This window comes from Microbacterium sp. STRO-1N, assembly GCF_057748015.1.
This window is the reverse complement of the sequence record NZ_CM173234.1, coordinates 1,910,954-1,934,282: the sequence shown is the minus strand read 5'-3', so window position 1 is coordinate 1,934,282 and position 23,329 is coordinate 1,910,954. Positions and strand designations below refer to the sequence as shown.

Below are 23,329 nucleotides of genomic sequence, written 5' to 3'. Positions count from 1 at the left end.
ATGACGCTCACCCCTCGGGCGTCGGATGCCGCGGCATCCGACCCGTCCATGACCGTGGCCGGGCGCGACTTCCCGACGAACCGCGGTGGGCTCTGCAAGAAGGGGTGGACCTCCTCGACCCTGCTCGACGCACCAGACCGGCTCACGCAGCCGCTCGTGCGGGGCGCGGACGGGATGCTCGTCGAGGCGACCTGGGAGGAGGCCCTCGATCTCCTCGTCTCGACGATCCGTCGCCTGCAGGCCGAGTCGGGGCGGGACGCGATCGGCGTCTTCGGAGGGGGCGGACTCACGAACGAGAAGGCCTATCAGCTGGGCAAGTTCGCAAGGATCGCGCTCGGCACCTCCCGTATCGACTACAACGGCCGGTTCTGCATGTCATCGGCCGCCGCGGCCGCGAACCGGGCTTTCGGGATCGACCGGGGGCTGCCTTTTCCGCTGACCGATCTCGACGACGCGCACACCGTACTGATGCTCGGCTCGAACGTCGCAGACACCATGCCGCCGTTCCTGTCGCACCTGGCCGGTGTTCGCGAGGCCGGCGGCCTGATCATCGTCGACCCGCGGCGCAGCTCCACGGTACGGCTGACCGACGAGGGTCAGGGAATCCACTTGGCGCCGGCGCCGGGCACGGATCTCGAACTGCTGCTCGGTCTGACCCACATCGTGATCGCGGACCGGCTGTACGACGAGGCCTCGGTCGAGCGCTGGACCATCGGATTCGACGCGCTGCGGCGCAGCGTCTCCGGGTGGTGGCCTGCGCGAGTGCAGCAGGTCACGGGCGTTCCGGTGGACCTCCTGCGCCGCGTCGCGCGGCGCCTTGCCGCGGGAGGGAACACCTTCATCCTCACCGGACGCGGCGTGGAGCAGCATTCGAACGGCACGGATACGGCCACCGCGGCGATCAACCTCGCCCTGATCCTCGGCCTTCCGACCCGGCCGGGCAGCGGATACGGCACGCTCACGGGTCAGGGCAACGGCCAGGGCGGCCGAGAACACGGTCAGAAGTGCGACCAGCTCCCCGGCTACCGCAAGATCACCGATCCGGATGCCAGGGCGCACGTCGCCGCAGTCTGGGGCGTGTCGCCGGAGGACATCCCCGGTGCGGGTCTTCCCGCCGTGCAGCTGCTGGAGTCGATCGGCGAGGACGACGGCATCCGGGCCCTGCTCGTGCACGGCTCGAACCCGGTGATCTCGGCCCCCGATGCCGGGGCCGTCCGTGCCCGCATGACGCAGCTGGACCTCCTGGTCGTGTGCGATTTCTTCCTCTCCGAGACGGCAGCCATGGCGGACGTCGTGCTTCCCGTGACTCAGTGGGCGGAGGAGGAGGGCACGATGACGAACCTGGAAGGGCGGGTCATCCGCCGCCGTCAGGCGCTGCCCGCACCGGACGGGGTCCGCAGCGAGCTGTGGATCCTCGCCGAGCTCGCACGACGCCTGGATGCGCCCGGAACGTACGACCTCGATCCGGCGATCGTGTTCGACGAGCTCGCGCGGGCGTCGGCTGGCGGCGTCGCCGATTACTCCGGGCTCAGCCACGCGGTGCTGGATGCCGAGATCGACGCGTTCTGGCCTTATCCCGCGGGTTCCCACGGGACGCCACGGCCGGTGCTCGACGGATACCGGCATCCGGACGGGCTCGCGCGGATCGTCGCCGTATCGGTGCGGTCCAAGCCGGAGGCTCCCGCCGTCGGCGACGAGCTGACGCTCATCACCGGCCGCCTGCTGGAGCACTACCAGTCCGGCGCGCAGACCCGGCGAGTGACCGAGCTGGTCGCGGCGCGACCGGCACTGGAGGCGACCCTGCACCCCGCGACCGCGGCAGACCGTGGGATGCACGACGGAGACAGCATCGTGCTCGTGAACGCTCGAGGATCCGTCACCGCCGAGGTCGTCACCGACAACGGCATCCGACCGGACACGGTGTTCCTGCCTTTCCATTACCCGGACGAGCACTCGGCGAACCTCTTGACGATCGCGGCGACGGATCCGATCTCGGCCATGCCGGAGTTCAAGCGGTCGGTCGTGCGCGTACTGCCTGCTCCCTGACGAGCGTTATGCCCGGCTCTGCTTCGGGTGCCTTCCAGCGCCCGGCGGGTAGACTCGGTCGGTCCAGTTCGGGAGGAAACAGTATGCGGATCACGGGACTCGGCCACGCCGGGATGTTCATCGAGACGGTCGGCGGGAACATCATCTGCGACCCTGTTCTCGGTCCCTCCTTCTTCGGCTCCTGGTTCCCGTTCCCCGACAACCGCGGGCTCGACTGGGAGAAGTTCGGCGGCGAGGCCGATTTCCTCTACATCTCCCACCGGCACCGCGATCACTTCGACCCGCGGCTGCTCGAGCGCTACATCCGCAAGGACATCGAGGTACTGCTGCCGGAGTACCCGACCGACGAGCTCGAGCAGGACATCCGTGGGCTCGGTTACACGAACATCACGTACGCGCCGGCGGGTGAGATCATCCAGCGGGGCGATCTGAAGATCATGATCACGCCGCTCCGGGCTCCCAGCGACGGTCCGATCGGCGACTCGTCGCTGAGCGTCGACGACGGCACGGGGTCCGTGCTCAACCAGAACGACTCGCACCCTCTGGATCTCGAGAAACTGCTCGGCTTCGGCAAGCCGGACGCCTACTTCACGCAGGTGTCCGGTGCCATCTGGTGGCCCATGGTCTACGACCTGCCGCTGGATGCCAAGCAGAACTTCGCTCAGCTCAAGCGCGATGCGCAGAACAAGCGCGCGATGTACTACATCGAGAAGGTCGACGCGCCGCACGTGTTTCCGATGGCCGGCCCGCCGATGTTCCTCCGTGACGATCTGTTCGATTTCAACGGCCTCGGCCGCAACGGCGAGTCGATCTTCACTGACCAGAAGCAGTTCCTGGCGTACATGAACGAGCTGGCGCCGCAGTACGACGGCCAACTGTTCGTCCCCGGTACGGTCGTCACGGTGACAGACGGAGAGGTCTCCTCCGAGCAGACCCTGTATTCGGATGCCGAGATCGCTCACATCTTCGACGAGAAGTGGGACTATCTGGAGTCGCAGCGCGCATCGCGTCAGCAGGAGATCCGAGACGAAGAGGCCTCGCGTGCCGCGGTCATTCCACCGGCCGAGATGCTCCAGGCGATCAAGGAGTGGTGGGAGCCGCTGCTGAAGAAGTCGCGCACCATCCGACTCGGCGTCGGCGGCTGCGTCCGGTTCCGCATCGGCGAGCTGGACATGGTCGTGGACTTCCCGAAGGCGAAGGTCCGCGAGTACGCGGGGGAGGAGTGCATCTACTGGTACACGATCCCCGCTGATCTCGTCTCCACGAACATCCGGGATCACGAGATCGACTGGTCGAACTCGATCTTCCTGTCGATGCAGTTCTCGGTGGGCCGCAGCGGCAAGTTCAACGAGTTCCTCACGACGTTCCTCAAGTGCCTCTCGGTCGACCGGATCGAGTACGTCGAGAACTGGTACCAGGAGCAGACCGATCAGACCGAGGATGCCGAGATCGGCGACTGGGTCGTGCAGCGTCGCTGCCCGCACCTGCGCGCAGACCTCACCCGCACGGGCAAGATCGACGAGGACGGCGTCCTGACGTGCAGCATGCACGACTGGAAGTGGGACCTGAAGACCGGCAAGTGCCTGTCGACGGCCGGCCACGAGATCCGCGCCACGAAGATCGACGACGTCACCGATGAGGCGCTGCGCCTGGGGGCGTGAGTTCCCGACGCCGTCGTGGCGTCGTGGGCGGAGCGCTCTCTAGAGTGGTGCCATGTCCGACGCCCCGCACGTGCACGCCGACTGGACCCAGGTTGAACTCATGGGGCATCGCGGCGCCGTGGGTCAGCGCATCGCGGGTGTCCTGATCGCTCTCGTCGGAGCAGTGGGCATCGGCCTGAGCTTTCTGATGGCACCCCATGGTGGGCGGTCGTGCTCATGCTCCTCGCGTGCGCATTCGTCGTCCTGGTCGGTGCGAGCATGTGGTTCCAGGCCAGCGCGGCGGAGTGGGCGACGGCCCGACTGCGGGGGACCGGCCGCCTGGCCGAGCTTCCGGTCGTCGCGGTGACGGACCCGCGTCGGCACGTCACCCGAATTCGGCTGTATCGTCCGTGTTCAGAGACACGTGACGACAGCGGGGCAGGTGTCACCGTCCTCGGCGCGTGAGGGCCTCCGCTAGACTGAGATCACGAGCAACCTTTAACACCGTCCTGTGAGGCGGAGAAGGGAGCGGCGGATGAGCACGCGCACCGTGCTGCAGCAAGCCGACATCTCGCGGGCTCTGACCCGCATAGCCCACGAGATCCTGGAATCCAACCGCGGAGCGACCGATCTGGTCCTCCTGGGGATTCCCACTCGCGGCGTCGCCCTCGCCGAACGGCTGGGCGCACTCATCAGCGACATCGCCCAGCAGCCTGTTCCGGTCGGCGCGCTCGACGTCACCCTGTTCCGGGACGATCTCGCCAAGCATCCGACCCGCTCGCCGCGGCCGACCGAGATCCCTGCCGGCGGCATCGACGGCAGGACCGTGGTCCTCGTGGACGACGTCCTCTTCTCCGGACGCAGCATCCGCGCGGCGCTGGACGCGATCCAGTCGATCGGACGCCCCTCGGTGGTTCGACTCGCGATCCTCGTCGACCGCGGCCACCGCGAACTGCCGATCCGGCCGGACTTCGTCGGCAAGAACATCCCGTCGTCGCGCCAGGAGCGCGTGAACGTGCGCCTGTTCGAGTACGACGGCGCCGAAGAGGTGACGATCGAAGCATGAGGCACCTGCTCGACACCCAGACCCTCGACCGGACGACCGCACTGCGGATCCTCGACGTCGCCGAGGACATGTCCGACACGCAGTCCCGCGAGGTGAAGAAGCTCCCGACGCTGCGCGGCAAGACCGTCGTGAATCTCTTCTTCGAGGACTCGACCCGGACGCGGATCTCGTTCGAGGCCGCAGCCAAGCGCCTCTCCGCCGACGTCATCAACTTCGCGGCGAAGGGCTCCAGCGTCTCCAAGGGCGAGAGCCTGAAAGACACCGCCCAGACGCTGCAGGCTATGGGAGCGGATGCCGTCGTCATCCGCCACGGCGCCTCGGGCGCGCCTCGGACGCTCGCCACGAGCGGTTGGATCACCGCCGGCGTCGTCAATGCCGGCGACGGGACGCACGAGCATCCGACCCAGGCGCTTCTGGACGCGTTCACGATCCGCAAGCGCCGCTTCGGCGCCGACAGCCGTGGCAGGGATCTGTCCGGCATCCGCGTCGTGATCGTCGGGGACGTGCTGCACTCGCGCGTGGCGCGATCGAACGTCTGGCTGCTGACGACGCTCGGGGCAGAGGTCACGCTGGTGACCCCGCCGACGCTGATCCCGCAGAACGTGTCGCTGTGGCCGGTGCGCGTCCGTTACGACCTCGACGAGGCTCTGGCCGACGGCCCGGATGCCGTGATGATGCTGCGCATCCAACTGGAGCGGATGAACGCCGCGTATTTCCCCAGTGAGCGGGAGTATTCCCGTCGCTGGGGGCTCGATGCCGTGCGCGCAGCAGGACTGCCGGACGGTAGCATTGTGATGCATCCTGGCCCCATGAATCGGGGCCTGGAGATCTCGTCCGAGGCCGCCGACTCCGACCGCTCCACGGTGCTGGAGCAGGTCACGAACGGCGTCTCCGTACGAATGGCCGTGCTCTATCTGCTGCTGGCGGGGGAGCGCGAAGACGAACGAGGGGAAGTGAAATGAGCCAGACCCTCGTCATCGCAGGCGTCCAGTTGCTCGGGCGCGACAGCGCCGACATCGTGATCGAGAACGGCGTCATCGCCGAGATCGGTTCGGGTCTCAGCCGCGCGGGCGCCCGCACGATCGATGCGGCTGGGCTCGTCGCCCTTCCTGGCCTCGTCGACCTGCACACCCACTTGCGCGAGCCGGGTTATGAGGCATCCGAGACAGTGCTCTCCGGCACGCGCGCCGCAGCCGCTGGGGGCTTCACCGCGGTCTTCGCGATGCCCAACACCTCGCCCGTCGCCGATTCAGCCGGCGTCGTCGAGCAGGAGCTCGCCCTGGGCGAGGCCGCCGGCTATGCCACGGTGCAGCCGATCGGGGCCGTGACCGTGGGACAGAAGGGCGAGCGTCTCGCCGAACTCGGGGCGATGGCGACGTCTCGGGCCAAGGTCCGCGTCTTCAGCGACGACGGAATCTGCGTGTGGGACTCGCTCATCATGCGTCGTGCTCTCGAATACGTGAAGAGCTTCGACGGCGTGATAGCGCAGCACGCGCAGGACCCGCGGCTCACCGAGGGCGCTCAGATGAACGAGGGCACCGTCTCGGCCGAACTCGGCCTCGCCGGCTGGCCCGCCGTCGCCGAGGAGTCGATCATCGCCCGCGACGTGCTGCTCGCCGAGCACGTCGGTTCGCGCCTGCACGTCTGCCATCTTTCGACGGCAGGCTCCGTCGACATCATCCGCTGGGCGAAGAAGCGCGGCATCGCCGTGACCGCCGAGGTCACGCCGCATCACCTGCTCCTGACGGATGAGCTGGTCCGCGGCTACGACGCCCGCTACAAGGTCAATCCGCCGCTGCGCCGTGAAGAGGACGTCCTCGCGGTGCGCGAAGGCCTTGCCGACGGCACGATCGACATCGTCGCCACCGACCATGCGCCGCACCCGAGCGAGAACAAGGCCTGCGAGTGGCAGGCCGCTGCCAACGGCATGGTCGGTCTCGAAAGCGCCCTGCGCGTGGTGCACCAGTCGATGGTCGCAACGGGGCTGCTGGAATGGGCCGATGTCGCACGCGTGATGAGCGCGAACCCCGCGCGCATCGGACGCCTGGACGGCTTCGGTGCGCTCGAGGCCGGTGCTCCGGCGAACGTCACGCTCTACGACCCTTCGGTGCCCGGTGTCTTCACCGAGGCCGATCTGCACGGGCGCAGTGTGAACTCGCCGTACCTCGGCCGGGACCTGCCTGGCCGCGTGCAGTGGACGATCCACCGCGGCACGACGACCGTCGCCGACGGCGTGCTCGTCGAGGAGCTGAAGACGAAGTGACCCGCGATCTCCTGTTCCTCCTCACCGGACTCATCGCACTCGGCATCCTGCTGGCGATGTTCTTCGCCTGGCGTCGGCGCCTGCGTCGCGACTCGGGCCTCACGGCGCCGCTCGGAGTGCCTGAGCACGCCGAAGTGCGTGCGCGGCACGAAGTGCTGTACGTCTCCACGACGAAGCACGACGAGCCGCTCGAGCGCCTGGCGATCTCACCGCTGACCTACCGCGCACGCGGCGAGATCGCCGTGACGGACCGCGGCGTCGCGCTGTGCCTGGATGGCGCGCCGACCGTGTTCCTCAGCAGGGACCGTCTGCAGGCCGTCGACCGCGCGACCGTGACGATCGACAGGGTCGTCGAACCGGACGGCCTCGTCAAGATCGTCTGGGACGTCGCCGACGCCCACCCGGTCGACTCGTACCTCCGCGTCACCACCGGTGACCCGGCACATCTCATCTCCGAACTGCGGCCGCTCATCGCGGCCCCCAAGACGGGAGCCACATCATGACTCATCTTCCCGAACCGGCCGTGCTCGTCCTCGAGGACGGGTCACGCCACCGCGGCCGCGCATACGGCGCGCGCGGAACGACTCTCGGCGAGGTCGTCTTCGCCACGGGCATGTCCGGCTACCAGGAGACCCTGACCGACCCGTCCTACGCCGGGCAGATCGTGCTGCAGACCGCGCCGCACATCGGCAACACCGGCATGAACGACGAGGACCCCGAGTCCCGCCGGATCTGGGTCGCCGGTTACATCGTGCGCGACCCTTCGCGCGTCGTCTCGAACTGGCGCGCGGACACCTCGCTCGACGACACGCTCGAGCGCGACGGCATCGTCGGCATCAGCGGCATCGACACCCGCGCGATCACCCGCCACATCCGCTCCGCCGGATCCATGCGCGGCGGCATCTTCTCCGGGGACGCCGCAGGACTGGATGCCGAGGAGCAGCTGCGCATCGTGCAGGAGGCCCCGCAGATGGCCGGCCGCAACCTGTCGGCCGAAGTGTCGGTGGAGGCTGCCGCGGTGACGGCGGCCGTGGGGGAGAAGCTCGGCAACCTCGCCGTGCTCGACCTCGGCGTCAAGCAGGCCACGGTCGACAACCTCGCCGCTCGCGGTTTCGAGGTGCACGTGCTCCCGCAGACGACCACGATCGAAGAGATCCGCGCGATCGAGCCCGTCGCGGTGTTCTACTCGAACGGACCCGGCGACCCCGCGGCCTCCGACGGACACGTCGACCTGCTGCGATCGGTGCTGGACGACAAGCTGCCGTTCTTCGGCATCTGCTTCGGCAACCAGCTGTTGGGCCGTGCCCTCGGCCTCGGCACGTACAAGCTGCCCTTCGGGCACCGCGGCATCAACCAGCCGGTGCGCGACAAGGCCACGGGCCGCGTCGAGATCACCGCGCACAACCACGGCTTCGCCGTCGACGCACCCCTCGAGGGGGTCTTCGACAGCCCTGCGGGCTACGGTCGTGTCGAGGTCAGCCACGTGGGCCTCAACGACAACGTCGTCGAGGGGCTGCGCGCCCTCGACATCCCGGCATTCTCCGTGCAGTACCACCCCGAGGCCGCCGCCGGCCCGCACGATGCCAACTACCTCTTCGATCGGTTCGCGGAGCTCGTCCGCGAGAACAAGGACGCCAAGTAATGCCCAAGCGCGACGACATCCGCTCCGTACTCGTCATCGGCTCCGGCCCGATCGTCATCGGTCAGGCATGCGAGTTCGACTACTCCGGCACCCAGGCCTGCCGCGTCCTGCGCGAAGAGGGCATCCGCGTCATCCTCGTCAACTCCAATCCGGCGACGATCATGACCGACCCCGACTTCGCCGACGCGACCTACATCGAGCCGATCACCCCGGAGGTGATCGAGACGATCATCGCCAAGGAGCGTCCTGACGCGATCCTGCCGACCCTGGGAGGCCAGACCGCGCTGAACGCCGCCATGGCGCTGGACGAACGCGGCATCCTCGCCAAGTACGACGTCGAACTCATCGGCGCCAAGGTCGAGGCCATCAAGAAGGGCGAGGATCGCCAGATCTTCAAGCAGCTGGTCCTGGACGCAGGAGCGGATGTCGCGGCATCCGTCATCTGCCACACGATGGACGAGCTGATCGCTGGGGCCGAGAAGCTCGGCTACCCCCTCGTGGTCCGCCCGAGCTTCACGATGGGCGGGCTCGGTTCCGGCTTCGCCTACGACGAGACCGATCTCCGCCGCATCGGCGGTGCCGGTCTGCACGACTCGCCGACCAACGAGGTGCTGCTCGAGGAGTCGATCCTCGGCTGGAAGGAGTACGAGCTCGAGCTCATGCGCGACACGGCCGACAACACGGTCGTCGTCTGCTCGATCGAGAACGTCGACCCTGTGGGTGTGCACACCGGCGACTCGATCACGGTCGCGCCGGCACTGACGCTCACCGACCGCGAGTACCAGAAGCTGCGCGACATCGGCATCGACATCATCCGCGCGGTCGGCGTCGACACCGGCGGCTGCAACATCCAGTTCGCAGTGAACCCCGAGGACGGGCGCATCATCGTCATCGAGATGAACCCTCGTGTCTCCCGCTCGAGCGCGCTGGCCTCCAAGGCGACCGGATTCCCGATCGCCAAGCTCGCCGCCAAGCTCGCGCTGGGATACCGTCTCGACGAGATCCCGAACGACATCACCGGCGTCACACCTGCGAGCTTCGAGCCGACGCTCGACTACGTCGTGGTGAAGGTTCCGCGCTTCGCGTTCGAGAAGTTCCCCGCTGCCGACCCGACGCTGACGACCACCATGAAGTCGGTGGGCGAGGCGATGGCCATCGGGCGCAACTACGCCAGCGCACTGCAGAAGGCGCTTCGGTCACTCGAGAAGCGCGGCTCCAGCTTCCACTGGGGTCTCGAAGAGCGCAGCGTCGACGAACTCCTGGAGATCTCGAAGACGCCGACGGACGGCCGCATCGTCACCCTGCAGCAGGCGCTGCGCAAGGGCGCGACGATCGAGCAGGCCTTCGACGCGACCGCGATCGACCCGTGGTTCCTCGACCAGATCGTCCTGATCAACGAGGTCGCCGAGACCGTGCGCACCGCTGTCGAGTTGGACGCGGACACGCTCCGCTACGCGAAGGACCACGGCTTCTCGGATGCGCAGCTCGCCGAGCTCCGCAGCGTGACCGAGGCCGAGCTCCGAGGCGTGCGTCACGGCCTCGGCATCCGCCCGGTCTACAAGACGGTCGACACCTGCGCCGGCGAGTTCCCTGCCCTGACGCCGTACCACTACTCGAGCTACGACCTCGAGACCGAGGTCGCGCCGTCCGAGCGGACCAAGGTCGTCATCATCGGCTCGGGACCGAACAGGATCGGCCAGGGCGTCGAGTTCGACTACTCCTGCGTGCACGCCTCGTTCGCGCTGTCGGATGCCGGGTACGAGACCGTCATGGTCAACTGCAACCCCGAGACCGTCTCGACGGACTACGACACGAGCGACCGGCTCTACTTCGAGCCGCTCACTCTCGAGGACGTCCTCGAGGTGCTGGATGCCGAGGCCGCCAGCGGGACCGTCCTCGGCGTGGTGTGCCAGCTCGGCGGGCAGACGCCCCTCGGCCTGGCCAAGGGCATCGAGGCGGCCGGGTACACCGTGCTGGGCACGAGCCCGGCGGCCATCGACATCGCCGAGGAGCGCGAGCTGTTCTCTCAGCTGCTGAACGCGGCCGAGCTCATCGCGCCTCGTCACGGCACCGCCATCGACGCCGACGAAGCCGTGGTCATCGCCGAGGAGATCGGCTACCCGGTGCTGGTGCGTCCGAGCTTCGTGCTCGGCGGACGCGGCATGGAGATCGTCTACGACACCGCGAGTCTTCGCGACTACTTCGTGCGCACCGCCGGCGAGGTCATCATCGAGCAGGGCAAGCCGCTGCTGGTCGACCGGTTCCTCGATGACGCGATCGAGTTGGACGTCGACGCCCTGTACGACGGGCACGAGCTCTACATCGGCGGTGTCATGGAGCACCTCGAAGAAGCAGGCATCCACTCCGGCGACTCCAGCTGCACCCTGCCGCCGGTCTCCCTCGGACGCAGCGACATCGACCGCGTGCGCAAGGCGACGCTCGCGATCGCCGAGGGCGTCGGAGTCCGAGGGCTCCTCAACGTGCAGTTCGCGATCAGCGCCGGTGTGCTCTATGTCATCGAGGCCAACCCTCGGGCCAGCCGCACCGTGCCCTTCGTCTCGAAGGCGCTCGGGATCCCGCTGGCGAAGGCTGCCAGCCGGATCATGGTCGGGGCGACCATCGCCGAGCTGAAGAGCGAGGGGATGCTGCCGGTCCAGGACGGTTCGCAGGTGCCGCTGGATGCTCCGGTGGCCGTCAAGGAGGCTGTCCTGCCCTTCAAGCGGTTCCGCACTCGCGACGGCAAGACCGTCGACTCCGTGCTCGGCCCGGAGATGCGCTCGACCGGTGAGGTCATGGGCATCGACAAGGACTTCCCGACCGCGTTCGCGAAGAGCCAGGCCGCGGCCTACGGCGGGCTGCCGACGTCCGGCACCGTGTTCATCTCGGTCGCCGACGCCGACAAGCGGGCCGTCATCCTCCCGGCGCACCGGCTGCGCCAGCTCGGCTTCACCCTGGTGGCGACCGAGGGCACGGCGGAGATCCTGTCGCGCAACGGCATCCCGGTGACCGTGGTGGCGAAGTACAGCGACACCCAGGACAGCGGTGAGCGCAACATCGTCGACCTCATCAACGACGGCGAGATCGACATCGTCGTGAACACGCCGTCCGGAGGTGCGGCGCGCGCCGACGGCTACGAGATCCGTGCGGCGGCCGTCGCCGCAGACAAGGCGCTGTTCACGACCATGGCCGTGCTGGGTGCCGCTGTGAGCGGAATGGATGCCGCCGACGAGGGCTTCCAGGTGCGAAGCCTTCAGGAATACGCGATCGATCGGAAGAACGCCCTGTGATCACGAGCTTCGGAGAGCGGACCAGGGCAGCCCTGGCGCAGTACGGCCCGCTGTGCGTCGGCATCGACCCGCACGCGGCGCTGCTGGACGCCTGGGGGCTCGGGCAGAGCGCCGACGGCGTGCGCGAGTTCGGTCTGCGCGTCGTGGAGGCGGCCACTGGTCGTGTCGGCGTCGTGAAGCCGCAGGTGTCGTTCTTCGAACGCTTCGGGTCCGCGGGCTTCGCCGCCCTCGAGGACGTCCTCGCTGCGGCGCGCGCGGCAGGGCTGCTCGTGATCGCCGACGCCAAGCGCGGCGACATCGGCACGACGATGGACGCCTACGCCGCAGCGTGGTTCACCCCAGGCTCGCCGCTGGAGGCCGACGCGCTGACCGTCAACCCCTACCTGGGCGTCGGCGCACTGGACACCACGTTCGAGCTGGCTGCCCGCCATGGCAAGGGCACATTCGTGCTCGTCGCCACGAGCAATCCGGATGCCGCGCCGATTCAGCGCGCAGCGGATGCCGAAGGACGAACGGTCTCCGCTGCGGTCATCGCGGAGGTGTCGTCCCGCAACGCCGCCATCACGCCGGCGGGTGAGTGGGGGAGCAATGGCTTCGTCATCGGCGCCACCGTCGACTGGACCGAGGCCGGGCTGGACGCGTTCACCCCGTCGGCGCCCATCCTCGGACCCGGATTCGGCGCACAGGGCGCAGGTCCCGGCGATCTGCGCATCCGCTACGGCGCTCAGGCCGCTCTGGTGCTGGCGAGCGAGAGCCGCAGCATCCTCTCCGCGGGCCCTGACGCTCTCACCGACGCGATCGGGCGTGCTGCCGAGAGGTATCGGGAGGTGCTCGGTGGCTGAGAAGCGTGCCGTTCCCGACGTGGACCGCGTCGCGGCCGCCCGTCGTGCCGTCGAACGACGTCGGGCCAGGGCAGCGCTCAAGCGCGATCTGACGACCCGGGTCGCTGCTCCCCAGACCGTGCTCGCGAAGGCCGTCGCCGATCCCGAGTCCGTCGCCGGTTCGTTCCGCGTCACCGACTTCCTGTTGGCGCTGCCGGCGATCGGAGTCGGCAAGAAGGATCGCATCCTGGAAGAGTTGCACATCTCGCCGGTCAAGCGGCTCGGCGGCCTCGGCATCCGGCAGCGCGAAGCTCTCACGGCCTGGCTGGACGAGCGCTTCCCTCCGCACAGCCCGCGGGCCGGGCGCAGTCGACTGCTGGTCCTCGCCGGCCCCACGGCTGTCGGCAAGGGCACGGTCGCCGCGCACATCCGCGAGGCGCACCCGGAGATCCACCTGTCGGTCTCGGCCACGACGCGCGCACCGCGCCCCGGCGAGGTCGATGGCGTGCACTACTACTTCGTCGACGACGCCGAGTTCGATCGGCTCATCGCGGACGGCGAACTCCTCGAGTACGCCGTCGTGCACAACAAGAGCCGCTACGGCACGCCTCGTGCACCGATCGACGCCGCTCTGGAGGCCGGGAAGACGGTCCTGCTCGAGATCGATCTGCAGGGCGCGCGGCAGGTGCGAGCGGCCGAGCCGTCCGCGACGCTGATCTTCCTGCTCCCGCCGTCCTGGGACGAGCTCGTGCACCGACTTGTCGGCCGAGGCACCGAGAACGAGGAGGAGCGCGCCCGTCGCCTGCGCACCGCGAAGGTGGAATTGGCCGCTCAAAGCGAGTTCGATTACCTGATTGTGAACGAGGATGTCTCCTCGGCGGCCCGCGAGGTCGTAGAATTGTCGGAGGCGACTGCGCGCTGAGCATCCTCGCACGCCCGCCGATTCGACTTCGCGACGATCCCGTCGCCTGATCTGGAGGTCCCACCATGGCCGGACACCACACCAACGGAATCATCGACCCGCCCATCGACAACCTGCTCGACAGGGTCGAGTCGAAGTACGAGCTGGTCATCTACGCGTCCAAGCGCGCACGCCAGATCAACGACTACTACTCCGATCTGCACGAAGGCAACCTCTTCGACAACGTGGGTCCGCTCGTGGACTCGTCGGTCGAGGACAAGCCGCTCACGATCGCGCTCCACGAGATCAACGAGGACAAGCTGCGCATCCGTCACGCCGAGTAAGAGCGCGACAGCCTTCATGACCGCACTGCGCCTGTTCACGTCCGAATCCGTCACCGAGGGCCACCCCGACAAGATCTGCGATCAGATCTCCGACAGCATCCTCGACGGCCTGATCGCGAAGGATCCAGACTCTCGCGTCGCGGTGGAGACGCTCGTCACGACGGGCCTCGTGCATGTCGCCGGCGAGATCCGCACCGAAGCCTACGTCGACATCCCCACGATCGTGCGGGATGTGGTCAACGGCATCGGCTACACCTCCAGTGAGACCGGCTTCGACGGTTCGTCCTGCGGTGTGAGCGTCTCCGTGGGGGAGCAGTCCGGCGACATCGCCCACGGCGTCGACCAGGCGCAGGAGCACCGGGACGGCAGCTCGACCGAGGCGCGCGATGCCCTCGGCGCCGGTGATCAGGGCATCATGTTCGGTTTCGCGACCAACGAGACACCGCAGCTCATGCCGATGGCGGGGTGGACGGCTCACCGGATCGCCGAGCGCCTCACAGAGGTGCGCCGCTCGGGTCTGCTGCCGTACCTGCGCCCTGACGGCAAGACGCAGGTCACGCTCGGCTACGACGGCTACACCCCGAAGACGGTCGATGCGGTCGTCGTCTCGACTCAGCACCACCCCGACATCTCCCAGGAGGAGCTGCAGGCGCAGGTGCGCGAGCACGTCATCGACCCGGTGCTCGCCTCGACGGGCCTCGACATCCCGTCGGATCTCACCTACTACATCAACCCCGCCGGCCCGTTCGTCACGGGCGGACCCAAGGGGGATGCCGGTCTCACCGGCCGCAAGATCATCATCGACACCTACGGCGGTGCCGCACGTCACGGCGGTGGCGCGTTCAGTGGCAAGGACCCTTCGAAGGTCGATCGCTCCGGCGCCTATGCGATGCGCTGGGTGGCGAAGAACGCCGTCGCCGCAGGTCTCGCAGACCGCATCGAGGTACAGGTGGCGTACGCGATCGGAGTGGCACGTCCGGTCGGGCTGTACGTCGAGACCTTCGGCACGGGCAGGATCGCCGACGAGGCGATCACGCAGGCGATCACCGATGTCTTCGATCTGAGGCCGCAGGCCATCATCGAGGAGCTCGATCTGCTGCGGCCGATCTACGCCCAGACCGCCGCATACGGCCACTTCGGTCGCGAGCTCCCGAACTTCACCTGGGAGCGGACAGACCGCGCTGAAGAGCTGCGCCGCGCCGCCGGACTCTGATGGCCGCGGAGAGCCGGCGCATCGCGCGCGTGCTCCTGGACTCGCCGCTTCCCCAGTTGGATCGGCTGTTCGACTACGCCCTGCCGGACGAACGGGGTGAGGTCGAACCCGGTGTCCGCGTCAAAGTGCCCTTGCGCACCGCCGGCCGCGTCGTCGACGGCTACATCGTGGAGGTCGACGCGGAGAGCGACGCCGACCGTCCGCTCTCCGAGATCGACACGATCGTCTCGTCGGTCCCCGTGCTGACCGACGCCCTGTATCGGCTCGCCCGTCGAACAGCCGATCGTGCGGCGGGGTCGGCATCCGACATCCTGCGACTGGTCATCCCGAAGCGTCAGGTGCGGGTCGAGAAGGCCTGGACCGCGGATGCCGAGGTCCCGGTGCCCTCGCCCGAGGCGCTCGAGAGGGCCGGCGAAGCGATCGACCGGTATGCGGGCCTGCGGGACGTTCTCGACGGCTCGGGGCGCGCCGCCGTCGAGGCGATTCCGGTTCTCGATGACGGAGTACCCGGCTGGACCGGACTCCTGGCCGCCGCTGCCGCCCACACCCTGGCGGCAGGCCGGTCGACGATCATCGTCGTGCCGGACCACCGCGACCTCGACCGCGCGCTCAGCGCGCTCGAAGGGCTCCTTCCGACCGATTCCGTTGTCCGGCACGATGCCCGCCAGACCAATCCGGATCGCTACCGCGCGTTCTTGCGGACCCTTGAGGATGCGCCCTGCGTGGTGATCGGCAACCGCTCGGCCGTCTACGCGCCGATGCGGGCAGGTCTCGTGATCGTCTGGGACGACGGGGACCCGCTGCTGTCCGAGCCCCTGGCTCCGTATGTGCACGCGCGCGATGCCGCACTGCTGCGCCAGGAGCAGGAGGGCAGTGCCCTGCTGTTCGCCGGACACACGCGCACCAGCGATGTCGAGCGCCTGGTGCAGCTCGGCTGGCTGCAGGACGTGCGCGCAGCCAGACGCGTGCTGCCCCGCGTGCAGCTGAGCACGCCGCAGGAGCTCGAGCAGGGCAGTGCACGGATGCCGTCGAGTGCGTTCCGCTCGGCTCGCGATGCCGCAGCGGAAGGGCCGGTGCTGATCCAGGTCGCGCGCCCCGGGTTCGCGCCGTCCCTGGTCTGCGCCGACTGCCGAAGGCCAGCCCGCTGTCCGCAGTGCGCCGGTCCGCTCGGCGCGCGCACGCGCGGTGCCGTCCCCGTCTGCGGATGGTGCGGTCGCGCCGCACGCACCTGGACGTGCCCGGAGTGCTCGTCGACCAAGCTGCGCCTCGCATCGTCCGGGAGCGAGAGGACCGCCGATGAGCTGGGCCGCGCGTTCCCCGGCATCCGCGTCATCGTGGCGGACGGAACGCACCCCATCGAACGCGTCGACGACAAGCCGAGCCTCGTGGTCGCGACCCGCGGTGCCGAGCCTCTCGCCGACGGCGGATATCGGGCCGTCGTGCTGCTGGACGGCGCGCGGATGCTGCAGGCACCGGATCTGCGCATCGGCGAGTCCTGCCTGCGCTGGTGGTCCAACGCCGCGGCGCTGGCCGCGCCGGGTGCGCCGGTGCATCTGGTCGGCATCCAGGGTCCGGTGGCGGTGTCGTTGGCGACGTGGAACCACTCCGGATACGCCCGCAGCGAGCTGGAGGCTCGCGCCCCCCTGCACATGCCGCCGACGGTCCGTGTCGCGCAATTGGAGGGGACCTCCGACTCGGTGCGCACCGCGATCGAGGCCGTTCGCGCCCTCGGGGTGCCGTCGGAGGCCGTCCTCGGACCCGTCCCGCTCGCCGACGACGACGGACGCGTGCGAGCGCTCGTCCGCTTCGAGTACGCAGCCGGTTCGGCCGTCGCCACGGCACTGCGCGCCCAGGTGATCGCCGACGGCGTGCAGCGCAGACGCGGCAAGGGCCGCCCCGCGAGAGCGTCGCTCTCACTGCGGCTCGATATCCTCGAACCTGAGATCTGATCCCACCGGAGAACCTTCATGCGCCTCGTCTTCGCCGGCACACCCGCCGTCGCCGTCCCGACTCTGCGGCTGCTCGCAGAGCGCCACGAGATCGTGGCAGTCGTCACGCGTCCTGATGCACCACTGGGACGCAAGCGGGTGCTCACCCCGTCCCCGGTCGCTCTCGCCGCCGAGGAGCTCGGGCTGCCGATCATCAAGGCCGCACGTCTGGATGCCGAGGTGACCGGGCTGATCGCCGCCGCCGTGCCGCAGCTCGGCGTCATCGTCGCTTACGGCGGGCTGGTCAGGGAACCGTTGCTCTCCACGCCCGATCTCGGCTGGATCAACCTGCACTTCTCGCTCCTGCCTGCGTGGCGCGGTGCCGCACCCGTGCAGCGCGCGCTGATCGCCGGTGACGCGGAGCTCGGTGCCAGCGTCTTCCAGCTCGTCGAGGCACTGGATGCCGGCGACGTCTACGCATCGCGCGTGTTCGACGTGCCCGCGGATGCCACCGCCGATGTCGCCCTCGAGGTGCTGGCTGCGGCCGGTGCTCCGCTGACGGTCGAGGTGGTCGATGCGCTCGAAGCCGGAACCGCTCGCGCGCAGCCGCAGATCGGCACGGTCACGCATGCGGCCAAGCTCACGCTCGAGGACGGCCTGCTCGATTTCAGCCGTCCGCTGGAAGAGGTCCACGCGCGCTTCCGCGGCGTGACCGGCGAGCCGGGCGCGCACACGAGCATCGACGGCGCGCGGCTGAAGATCCTCGAGGCTCATCCGGCTGACGACCCGGAGCAGTTGGCACCCGGAACCATGGTCGGCACGAAGCACGAGGTGCTGATCGGCACCGGGACGACCCCGCTGGCTGTGACGAAAGTGCAGCCGGCGGGTAAGGCGGCGATGGCAGCCGCCGACTGGTGGCGAGGGCGGCGCGAAGGCGAGAGCACGGTGGCCGGATCATGAGCGGTCCGCAGCGCTCATCGCGACGCCCCTCGCGCCCCGGTGGTCACGCGCGGCCCGATCGGAGCGTCCAGGGCGCTCGGCGCGTCGCCTACGACGTGATCAGGGCCGTGACGGAGTCGGATGCCTACGCCAACCTGCTCCTGCCCGGGGCGATCACCGAGGCAGGACTCTCCCCGCAGGATGCCGGACTCGCCACCGAACTGACCTATGGGACCCTCCGACGCCGAGGCACGTACGACGCGATCATCTCGTCGGCGGCGGGGCGGGATGCCGCGGAGATCGATCCTCCGGTGCTCGACGCCCTCCGGCTCGGCGCACACCAGCTGCTCGCCACGCGGGTCGCGTCGCACGCCGCTGTCAACGAGTCCGTCAACCTCGCCGCCGCGCACAGCCGCGGTGCGGCCGGGTTCGCCAACGCCGTGCTGCGGCGCATCGCCCGTGACACGCCGGGGGAGTGGGAGGAGCGCATCACCGCAGAGGCGCGCTCGGACGACGAACGCCTTGGGCTGCGCACCGCGCATCCGGTCTGGGTGATCAGAGCAATGCGACGCGCCCTCACGGCCGAGGGCCGCGCGGACGAGCTCGAGGCTCTCCTGGAGGCCGACAACGTCTCACCAGAGGTGACGCTCGCCGCGCTTCCGGGGCTCGCGGAGCCCGCCGAGCCTCGACGTCCGTATGCACCGACGGCCTTCGGCGCGCCCGGCGGCGATCCCCACGCCTATCTCGGAGAATCCGCCGGCGCGGTCCGGGTGCAGGACGAGGGCTCGCAGCTCGTCGCGCTCGCGCTGACCGCGGCGACGCCGATCGACGAGAGCGAGCGCTGGCTCGACCTCTGCGCCGGCCCCGGCGGCAAGACCGCACTGCTGGCTGCGATAGCACAGGCACACGGCGCCCACCTCGAGGCGAACGAGGTCGTCCCGGCCCGCGCCGGCCTCGTGCGCAATGCTCTGCGACCGATTCCGGGTGACGTGCCGGTGCACGTCCAGGACGGACGCGCACTCGCAGCGTCGCGCCCCGCCGAGTTCGATCGCATCCTCGTCGATGCGCCGTGCACCGGACTGGGCGCGCTGCGCCGCCGACCCGAGGCGCGCTGGCGCAAGACACCGGCCGACGTCGCCGACCTCACCGGTCTGCAGAAGGAGCTGCTCGTCGCAGCGGCCGACGCGCTGCGCCCCGGGGGCGTCGTCGCCTACGTGACGTGCTCGCCGCATCTCGCCGAGACGACGGGCGTGGTGTCGGAGGTCCTCCGTGAACGCGACGATCTCGTCGAGCTCGACGCGCGCGCCGTGATCGCCGGAATCAGTCGGTCGCCGATCGATCTCGCATCAGACGGCTCCGGCCGCGTGCAGCTGTGGCCGCATCGCCACGGCACAGACGCCATGTTCCTCGCGCTGCTGCAGCGCACCGAGAAGGGATCCCGATGACCACGCTCCCAGACGCCCCGCGCATCAACCCCAGCATCCTGGCAGCCGATTTCGTCAACATGCAGGCGGAACTGGCCCGCATCGCTACGGCCGACTTCGTCCACGTCGATGTCATGGACAACCACTTCGTCCCCAACCTGACGTTCGGCCCGCAGATGGTCGAGCGCATCCAGGCCACGAGTCCTGTGCCACTCGACGTGCACCTGATGATCAGCGACCCCGACCTCTGGGCTCCGGGGTACGCGGAGCTGGGTGCTGCCAGTGTGACGTTCCATCTGGAAGCGGCACACGAACCGATCGCGCTGGCACGTCGCCTGCGCAGCATCGGAGCCCGCGCCGGCATCGCGATCAAGCCCGGCACTTCGGGGGATCAGCTCTACGACATCCTCGACGAGTTCGACCAGGTCCTCGTGATGACCGTCGAGCCCGGCTTCGGAGGCCAGGGCTTCATGCCCGAGACGATGCCGAAGCTGCGCGCGCTGGTGGACGAAGCGCGCCGACGCGGATCGAACGTCTGGTTCCAGGTCGACGGCGGCATCTCGGCCGCGACGATCGACCGGGCCGCCGCCGCCGGAGCCGACACCTTCGTCGCCGGTTCCGCCGTTTACGGCGCGGAGAACATCGAGGACGCCATCACAGGGCTCAGGGACCTCGCGCGAGCCGCTAGCCTGGAATCGTGAAGACTTTCGACGAGCTGTTCGCCGAGCTCCGTATCAAGGCCGAGACCCGACCAGAGGGATCGGGTACCGTCGCGGAGCTCGACGGCGGCGTGCACACGATCGGCAAGAAGATCGTCGAGGAGGCCGCCGAGGTCTGGATGGCCGCGGAGTACGAATCCGACGAGGCCGCTGCCGAGGAGATCTCGCAGCTGCTGTACCACGTGCAGGTCATGATGATCGCGAAGGGACTGAGCCTCGAGGATGTCTACCGACATCTCTGAGCCGCTCCGCCCTCTCGCACTCCTCGACCGAAAGACCCCCATGCTGCGCATCGCCGTTCCCAACAAGGGCTCGCTGTCCGAGACAGCCGCCGAGATGCTCGCCGAAGCCGGTTACGCCGGCCGACGCGACTCCAAGACCCTGCACGTCATCGACGCCGAGAACGACGTCGAATTCTTCTTCCTGCGCCCACGCGATATCGCCACCTACGTCGCGTCCGGCGCGCTGGACGTCGGCATCACCGGACGCGATCTGCTCAAGGACGTGCCCCAGCAGGCGCGTGAGATCCAGGCGCTCGGTTTCGCCCACTCCACGTTCCGCTTCGCGGCACCTCCGGGAGCGTTCCACGGCATCGAGGATCTCGCCGGTGTGCGGGTCGCTTCGGCCTACCCCGGTCTCGTCGACGCCTTCCTGCGCGAGCACGGCGTCGAGGCGGAGCTCGTCCCGCTGGACGGCGCCGTCGAGTCGGCTGTGCGCCTCGGCGTGGCCGACGCCATCGCCGACGTCGTGGAGACCGGCACGACGCTCCGACAGGCCGGCCTGGAGATCTTCGGCCCCGTCATCATCGAGTCCGAGGCCGTGCTGATCAGTCGCCCCGGCGACGCCGACGGCACCGAGACTCTGCTCCGACGTCTGCGCGGCGTGATCGTCGCCCGCCGGTACGTGCTGCTCGATTACGACCTGCCGGCCGACCTCGTCGACCAGGCCGTCGCGATCACGCCGGGGCGCGAGTCTCCGACGATCTCGTCGCTGAAGGACCCGACCTGGGTCGCCGTGCGCGTGATGATCCCCCGCAAGGGCGTCAACCACGTGATGGACGCGCTCTACGCGCTCGGTGCGCGCGCGCTGCTGGTCACCGCGATCCACGCCGCGAGGCTCTGATGGCTCTCGCGAGCCGGGTGATCCCGTGCCTCGACGTCGCGGCAGGTCGCGTCGTCAAGGGCGTGAACTTCGAGAATCTGCGCGACATGGGCGACCCGGTCGAACTGGCGGCGCACTACGCGGAGCAGGGCGCGGACGAGATCACCTTCCTCGATGTCACCGCCACCGTCGATGCGCGCGCCACGACCTATGACGTGGTGCAGCGCACGGCCGAGCAGGTCTTCGTGCCGCTGACCGTCGGCGGGGGAGTGCGCAGCGTCGACGACGTCGCGCGACTGCTCGCGGTCGGTGCGGACAAGATCGGTGTCAACTCCGCCGCCATCGCGCGCCCCGAGCTCGTGGGCGAGATCGCCGACCGGTTCGGCGCGCAGGTGCTCGTGCTCTCGCTCGACGTCAAGCGCTCACCCACGACGCCCTCCGGCTTCGTCGTCACCACGCACGGCGGACGCACCGAGACCACCCTGGACGCGCTCGAATGGGCCCGCGAGGCCACCGAACGCGGTGCAGGGGAGCTGCTGGTCAACTCGATCGACGCCGACGGCACCCAGGACGGTTTCGACCTCGAGCTCGTGCGCCTCATGCGCGAAGTCGCCGCCGTGCCGGTGATCGCGTCGGGCGGTGCGGGCAAGGCATCCGACTTCGCTCCTGCGATCAAGGCCGGAGCGGATGCCGTGCTCGCCGCGAGCGTGTTCCACACCGGAGCCCTCACGGTCGGCGACGTGAAGGACGCATTGCGCGCCGAGGGGGTGCTGGTCCGATGAGCGACGTGGAACAGCGCATCGCTCAGGTCGCCTTCAACTCCGACGGCCTCGCGCCCGTCATCGTCCAGCAGTGGGACACTCTCGAAGTGCTGATGCTCGCCTGGATGGACGCCGAGGCGCTGCGCCGCACCCTCACGGAAGGCCGTGCGACCTACTGGTCCCGCTCGCGGCAGGAGTACTGGCGCAAGGGCGACACCTCGGGCAACACGCAACTGGTCCACGGCGCGCGACTCGACTGCGACGGCGACGCGATCCTCTTGCAGGTGCACCAGAACGGCCCCGCGTGCCACACCGGGACGCGGACCTGCTTCGACACGACGGACCTGGAGCCCGTTCCGGCGGCGGACGCATGAGCCTCGCCGGACGCGGACGCTCCATCGCGGTCCTCGGCTTCCTCGCCGCGGGCGGCGCAGGGGTGCTCTCCTCGACGCAGACCTGGCTCATCGCCGCGCGCCACGACGCCGCCGAGCCGATCCTCGTCACCGGCGCGCAGGCTCTTCCCCTGCTCACCCCGCTCAGCCTCGCCGTTCTGGCGCTGGCGGCCGTGCTCGCGATCGTCGGGCCGGTGCTGCGGTACGTGCTCGCCGCCCTGGGCGCAGCCATCGGCATTCTGCTGGGCTGGTCGACGCTCGACCTGCTGGTGAATCGTCCGCTCAGCGCGGTGGCGGCGACCGTCACCGAACTGACGGGCCTCGCCGGCGACGCGGCGATCGCCGACCTCGTGGATGCGGTCCAACCCACGGCATGGCCGGTGATCGCTCTTATCGGATGGGTTGTGCTGCTCGCCGGCGCCGTCTTCGTCGTGCTCACGGCGCGCGGCTGGAAGTCCGGCGGCCGTCGCTTCCGCACCGACGCGGATGCGACGAAGGCATCCGGCCCTGTCGACGCGATCGATTCCTGGGACGAGCTGTCTCGCGGAACCGACCCGACGCGCTGAGACCGATAGACTGACGACGCCCGCCATCGACCCGGAGGAATCCCCATGAGCAACGCCATCGCAGACCCCGGCCACGGACATTCGCCTGCCGCCTGGACCGCTGTCGTGGTCATGCTGATCGGCGTCGCCGCCGGCACAGTCGCGTTCTGCTTCGAGCAGCCGCTGTTCGTCTGGATCTCGGTCGGCGTCATCGTCATCGGCGCACTCCTCGGCTGGATCCTCGCGAAGGCCGGTTACGGCGTGAAGGGCCCCAAGTACTCGCCGAAGGCGCACTAA

23 protein-coding genes are annotated in these 23,329 nt (G+C 69.1%); all 23 read left to right on the top strand.

Annotation, left to right across the window (positions count from 1 at the left end):
• Positions 1-2,046 (top strand): molybdopterin oxidoreductase family protein, encoded by a 2,046-nt coding sequence (locus AC3ANJ_RS09205; RefSeq protein ID WP_488319195.1) that lies wholly within the window; start codon positions 1-3, stop codon positions 2,044-2,046.
• Positions 2,047-2,129: 83 nt separating this feature from the next.
• Complete coding sequence (locus AC3ANJ_RS09200) at positions 2,130-3,707, top strand: Rieske 2Fe-2S domain-containing protein (RefSeq protein ID WP_488319194.1); 1,578 nt, start codon at positions 2,130-2,132, stop codon at positions 3,705-3,707.
• A 210-nt stretch (positions 3,708-3,917) separates the two neighbouring features.
• Complete coding sequence (locus tag AC3ANJ_RS09195) at positions 3,918-4,151, top strand: hypothetical protein (RefSeq protein WP_488319193.1); 234 nt, start codon at positions 3,918-3,920, stop codon at positions 4,149-4,151.
• Between the two features lie 70 nt (positions 4,152-4,221).
• Entirely contained in the window at positions 4,222-4,752 is a 531-nt protein-coding gene (gene pyrR, locus AC3ANJ_RS09190) for a bifunctional pyr operon transcriptional regulator/uracil phosphoribosyltransferase PyrR (RefSeq protein ID WP_488319192.1), read from the top strand.
• Positions 4,749-5,714, top strand: a complete 966-nt coding sequence (locus AC3ANJ_RS09185) for an aspartate carbamoyltransferase catalytic subunit (protein WP_488319191.1) — start codon at positions 4,749-4,751, stop codon at positions 5,712-5,714. The genes pyrR and AC3ANJ_RS09185 overlap by 4 nt, the downstream gene beginning before the upstream one ends.
• The gene (locus AC3ANJ_RS09180; RefSeq protein ID WP_488319190.1) at positions 5,711-7,015 is read left to right on the top strand and encodes a dihydroorotase; all 1,305 of its coding nucleotides are present in this window, start codon (positions 5,711-5,713) and stop codon (positions 7,013-7,015) included. The genes AC3ANJ_RS09185 and AC3ANJ_RS09180 overlap by 4 nt, the downstream gene beginning before the upstream one ends.
• Positions 7,012-7,518, top strand: a complete 507-nt coding sequence (locus tag AC3ANJ_RS09175) for a PH-like domain-containing protein (protein ID WP_406250431.1) — start codon at positions 7,012-7,014, stop codon at positions 7,516-7,518. The genes AC3ANJ_RS09180 and AC3ANJ_RS09175 overlap by 4 nt, the downstream gene beginning before the upstream one ends.
• Complete coding sequence (carA, locus tag AC3ANJ_RS09170) at positions 7,515-8,657, top strand: glutamine-hydrolyzing carbamoyl-phosphate synthase small subunit (protein WP_488319189.1); 1,143 nt, start codon at positions 7,515-7,517, stop codon at positions 8,655-8,657. The genes AC3ANJ_RS09175 and carA overlap by 4 nt, the downstream gene beginning before the upstream one ends.
• Entirely contained in the window at positions 8,657-11,944 is a 3,288-nt protein-coding gene (gene carB, locus AC3ANJ_RS09165) for a carbamoyl-phosphate synthase large subunit (RefSeq protein ID WP_488319188.1), read from the top strand. Before carA ends, carB begins: the two co-directional genes overlap by 1 nt.
• Positions 11,944-12,786, top strand: coding sequence for an orotidine-5'-phosphate decarboxylase (gene pyrF / locus AC3ANJ_RS09160; protein ID WP_488319254.1), 843 nt, complete (start codon positions 11,944-11,946; stop codon positions 12,784-12,786). Before carB ends, pyrF begins: the two co-directional genes overlap by 1 nt.
• The gene (gmk, locus tag AC3ANJ_RS09155) at positions 12,779-13,687 is read left to right on the top strand and encodes a guanylate kinase (RefSeq protein ID WP_488319187.1); all 909 of its coding nucleotides are present in this window, start codon (positions 12,779-12,781) and stop codon (positions 13,685-13,687) included. The genes pyrF and gmk overlap by 8 nt, the downstream gene beginning before the upstream one ends.
• A gap of 65 nt (positions 13,688-13,752) precedes the next feature.
• On the top strand, positions 13,753-14,010 hold the full coding sequence (gene rpoZ, locus AC3ANJ_RS09150; protein ID WP_120228631.1) for a DNA-directed RNA polymerase subunit omega: 258 nt from the start codon (positions 13,753-13,755) through the stop codon (positions 14,008-14,010).
• Positions 14,011-14,026: 16 nt separating this feature from the next.
• Positions 14,027-15,223 (top strand): methionine adenosyltransferase, encoded by a 1,197-nt coding sequence (gene metK, locus AC3ANJ_RS09145; RefSeq protein WP_406250438.1) that lies wholly within the window; start codon positions 14,027-14,029, stop codon positions 15,221-15,223.
• On the top strand, positions 15,223-17,172 hold the full coding sequence (locus AC3ANJ_RS09140) for a primosomal protein N' family DNA-binding protein (protein WP_488319186.1): 1,950 nt from the start codon (positions 15,223-15,225) through the stop codon (positions 17,170-17,172). The genes metK and AC3ANJ_RS09140 overlap by 1 nt, the downstream gene beginning before the upstream one ends.
• An 18-nt stretch (positions 17,173-17,190) precedes the next feature.
• A complete protein-coding gene (gene fmt / locus AC3ANJ_RS09135; protein ID WP_488319185.1) occupies positions 17,191-18,111 on the top strand; it encodes a methionyl-tRNA formyltransferase in 921 nt (306 codons plus the stop codon).
• Complete coding sequence (locus AC3ANJ_RS09130) at positions 18,108-19,535, top strand: RsmB/NOP family class I SAM-dependent RNA methyltransferase (protein ID WP_488319184.1); 1,428 nt, start codon at positions 18,108-18,110, stop codon at positions 19,533-19,535. Before fmt ends, AC3ANJ_RS09130 begins: the two co-directional genes overlap by 4 nt.
• On the top strand, positions 19,532-20,215 hold the full coding sequence (gene rpe / locus AC3ANJ_RS09125; protein WP_488319183.1) for a ribulose-phosphate 3-epimerase: 684 nt from the start codon (positions 19,532-19,534) through the stop codon (positions 20,213-20,215). Before AC3ANJ_RS09130 ends, rpe begins: the two co-directional genes overlap by 4 nt.
• A complete protein-coding gene (locus AC3ANJ_RS09120) occupies positions 20,212-20,475 on the top strand; it encodes a phosphoribosyl-ATP diphosphatase (protein WP_488319182.1) in 264 nt (87 codons plus the stop codon). The genes rpe and AC3ANJ_RS09120 overlap by 4 nt, the downstream gene beginning before the upstream one ends.
• A gap of 40 nt (positions 20,476-20,515) precedes the next feature.
• Positions 20,516-21,355: an ATP phosphoribosyltransferase gene (gene hisG / locus AC3ANJ_RS09115; protein ID WP_488319253.1), complete on the top strand. Its 840-nt coding sequence runs from the start codon at positions 20,516-20,518 to the stop codon at positions 21,353-21,355.
• Complete coding sequence (gene hisF / locus AC3ANJ_RS09110) at positions 21,355-22,116, top strand: imidazole glycerol phosphate synthase subunit HisF (protein ID WP_488319181.1); 762 nt, start codon at positions 21,355-21,357, stop codon at positions 22,114-22,116. Before hisG ends, hisF begins: the two co-directional genes overlap by 1 nt.
• Positions 22,113-22,469 carry a phosphoribosyl-AMP cyclohydrolase gene (hisI, locus tag AC3ANJ_RS09105; protein ID WP_488319180.1) on the top strand — a complete coding sequence of 119 codons (357 nt, stop codon included), beginning with the start codon at positions 22,113-22,115 and terminating at the stop codon, positions 22,467-22,469. Before hisF ends, hisI begins: the two co-directional genes overlap by 4 nt.
• A complete protein-coding gene (locus AC3ANJ_RS09100; protein WP_488319179.1) occupies positions 22,466-23,053 on the top strand; it encodes a Trp biosynthesis-associated membrane protein in 588 nt (195 codons plus the stop codon). Before hisI ends, AC3ANJ_RS09100 begins: the two co-directional genes overlap by 4 nt.
• Positions 23,054-23,098: 45 nt before the next feature.
• Positions 23,099-23,329: an HGxxPAAW family protein gene (locus tag AC3ANJ_RS09095; protein ID WP_406250451.1), complete on the top strand. Its 231-nt coding sequence runs from the start codon at positions 23,099-23,101 to the stop codon at positions 23,327-23,329.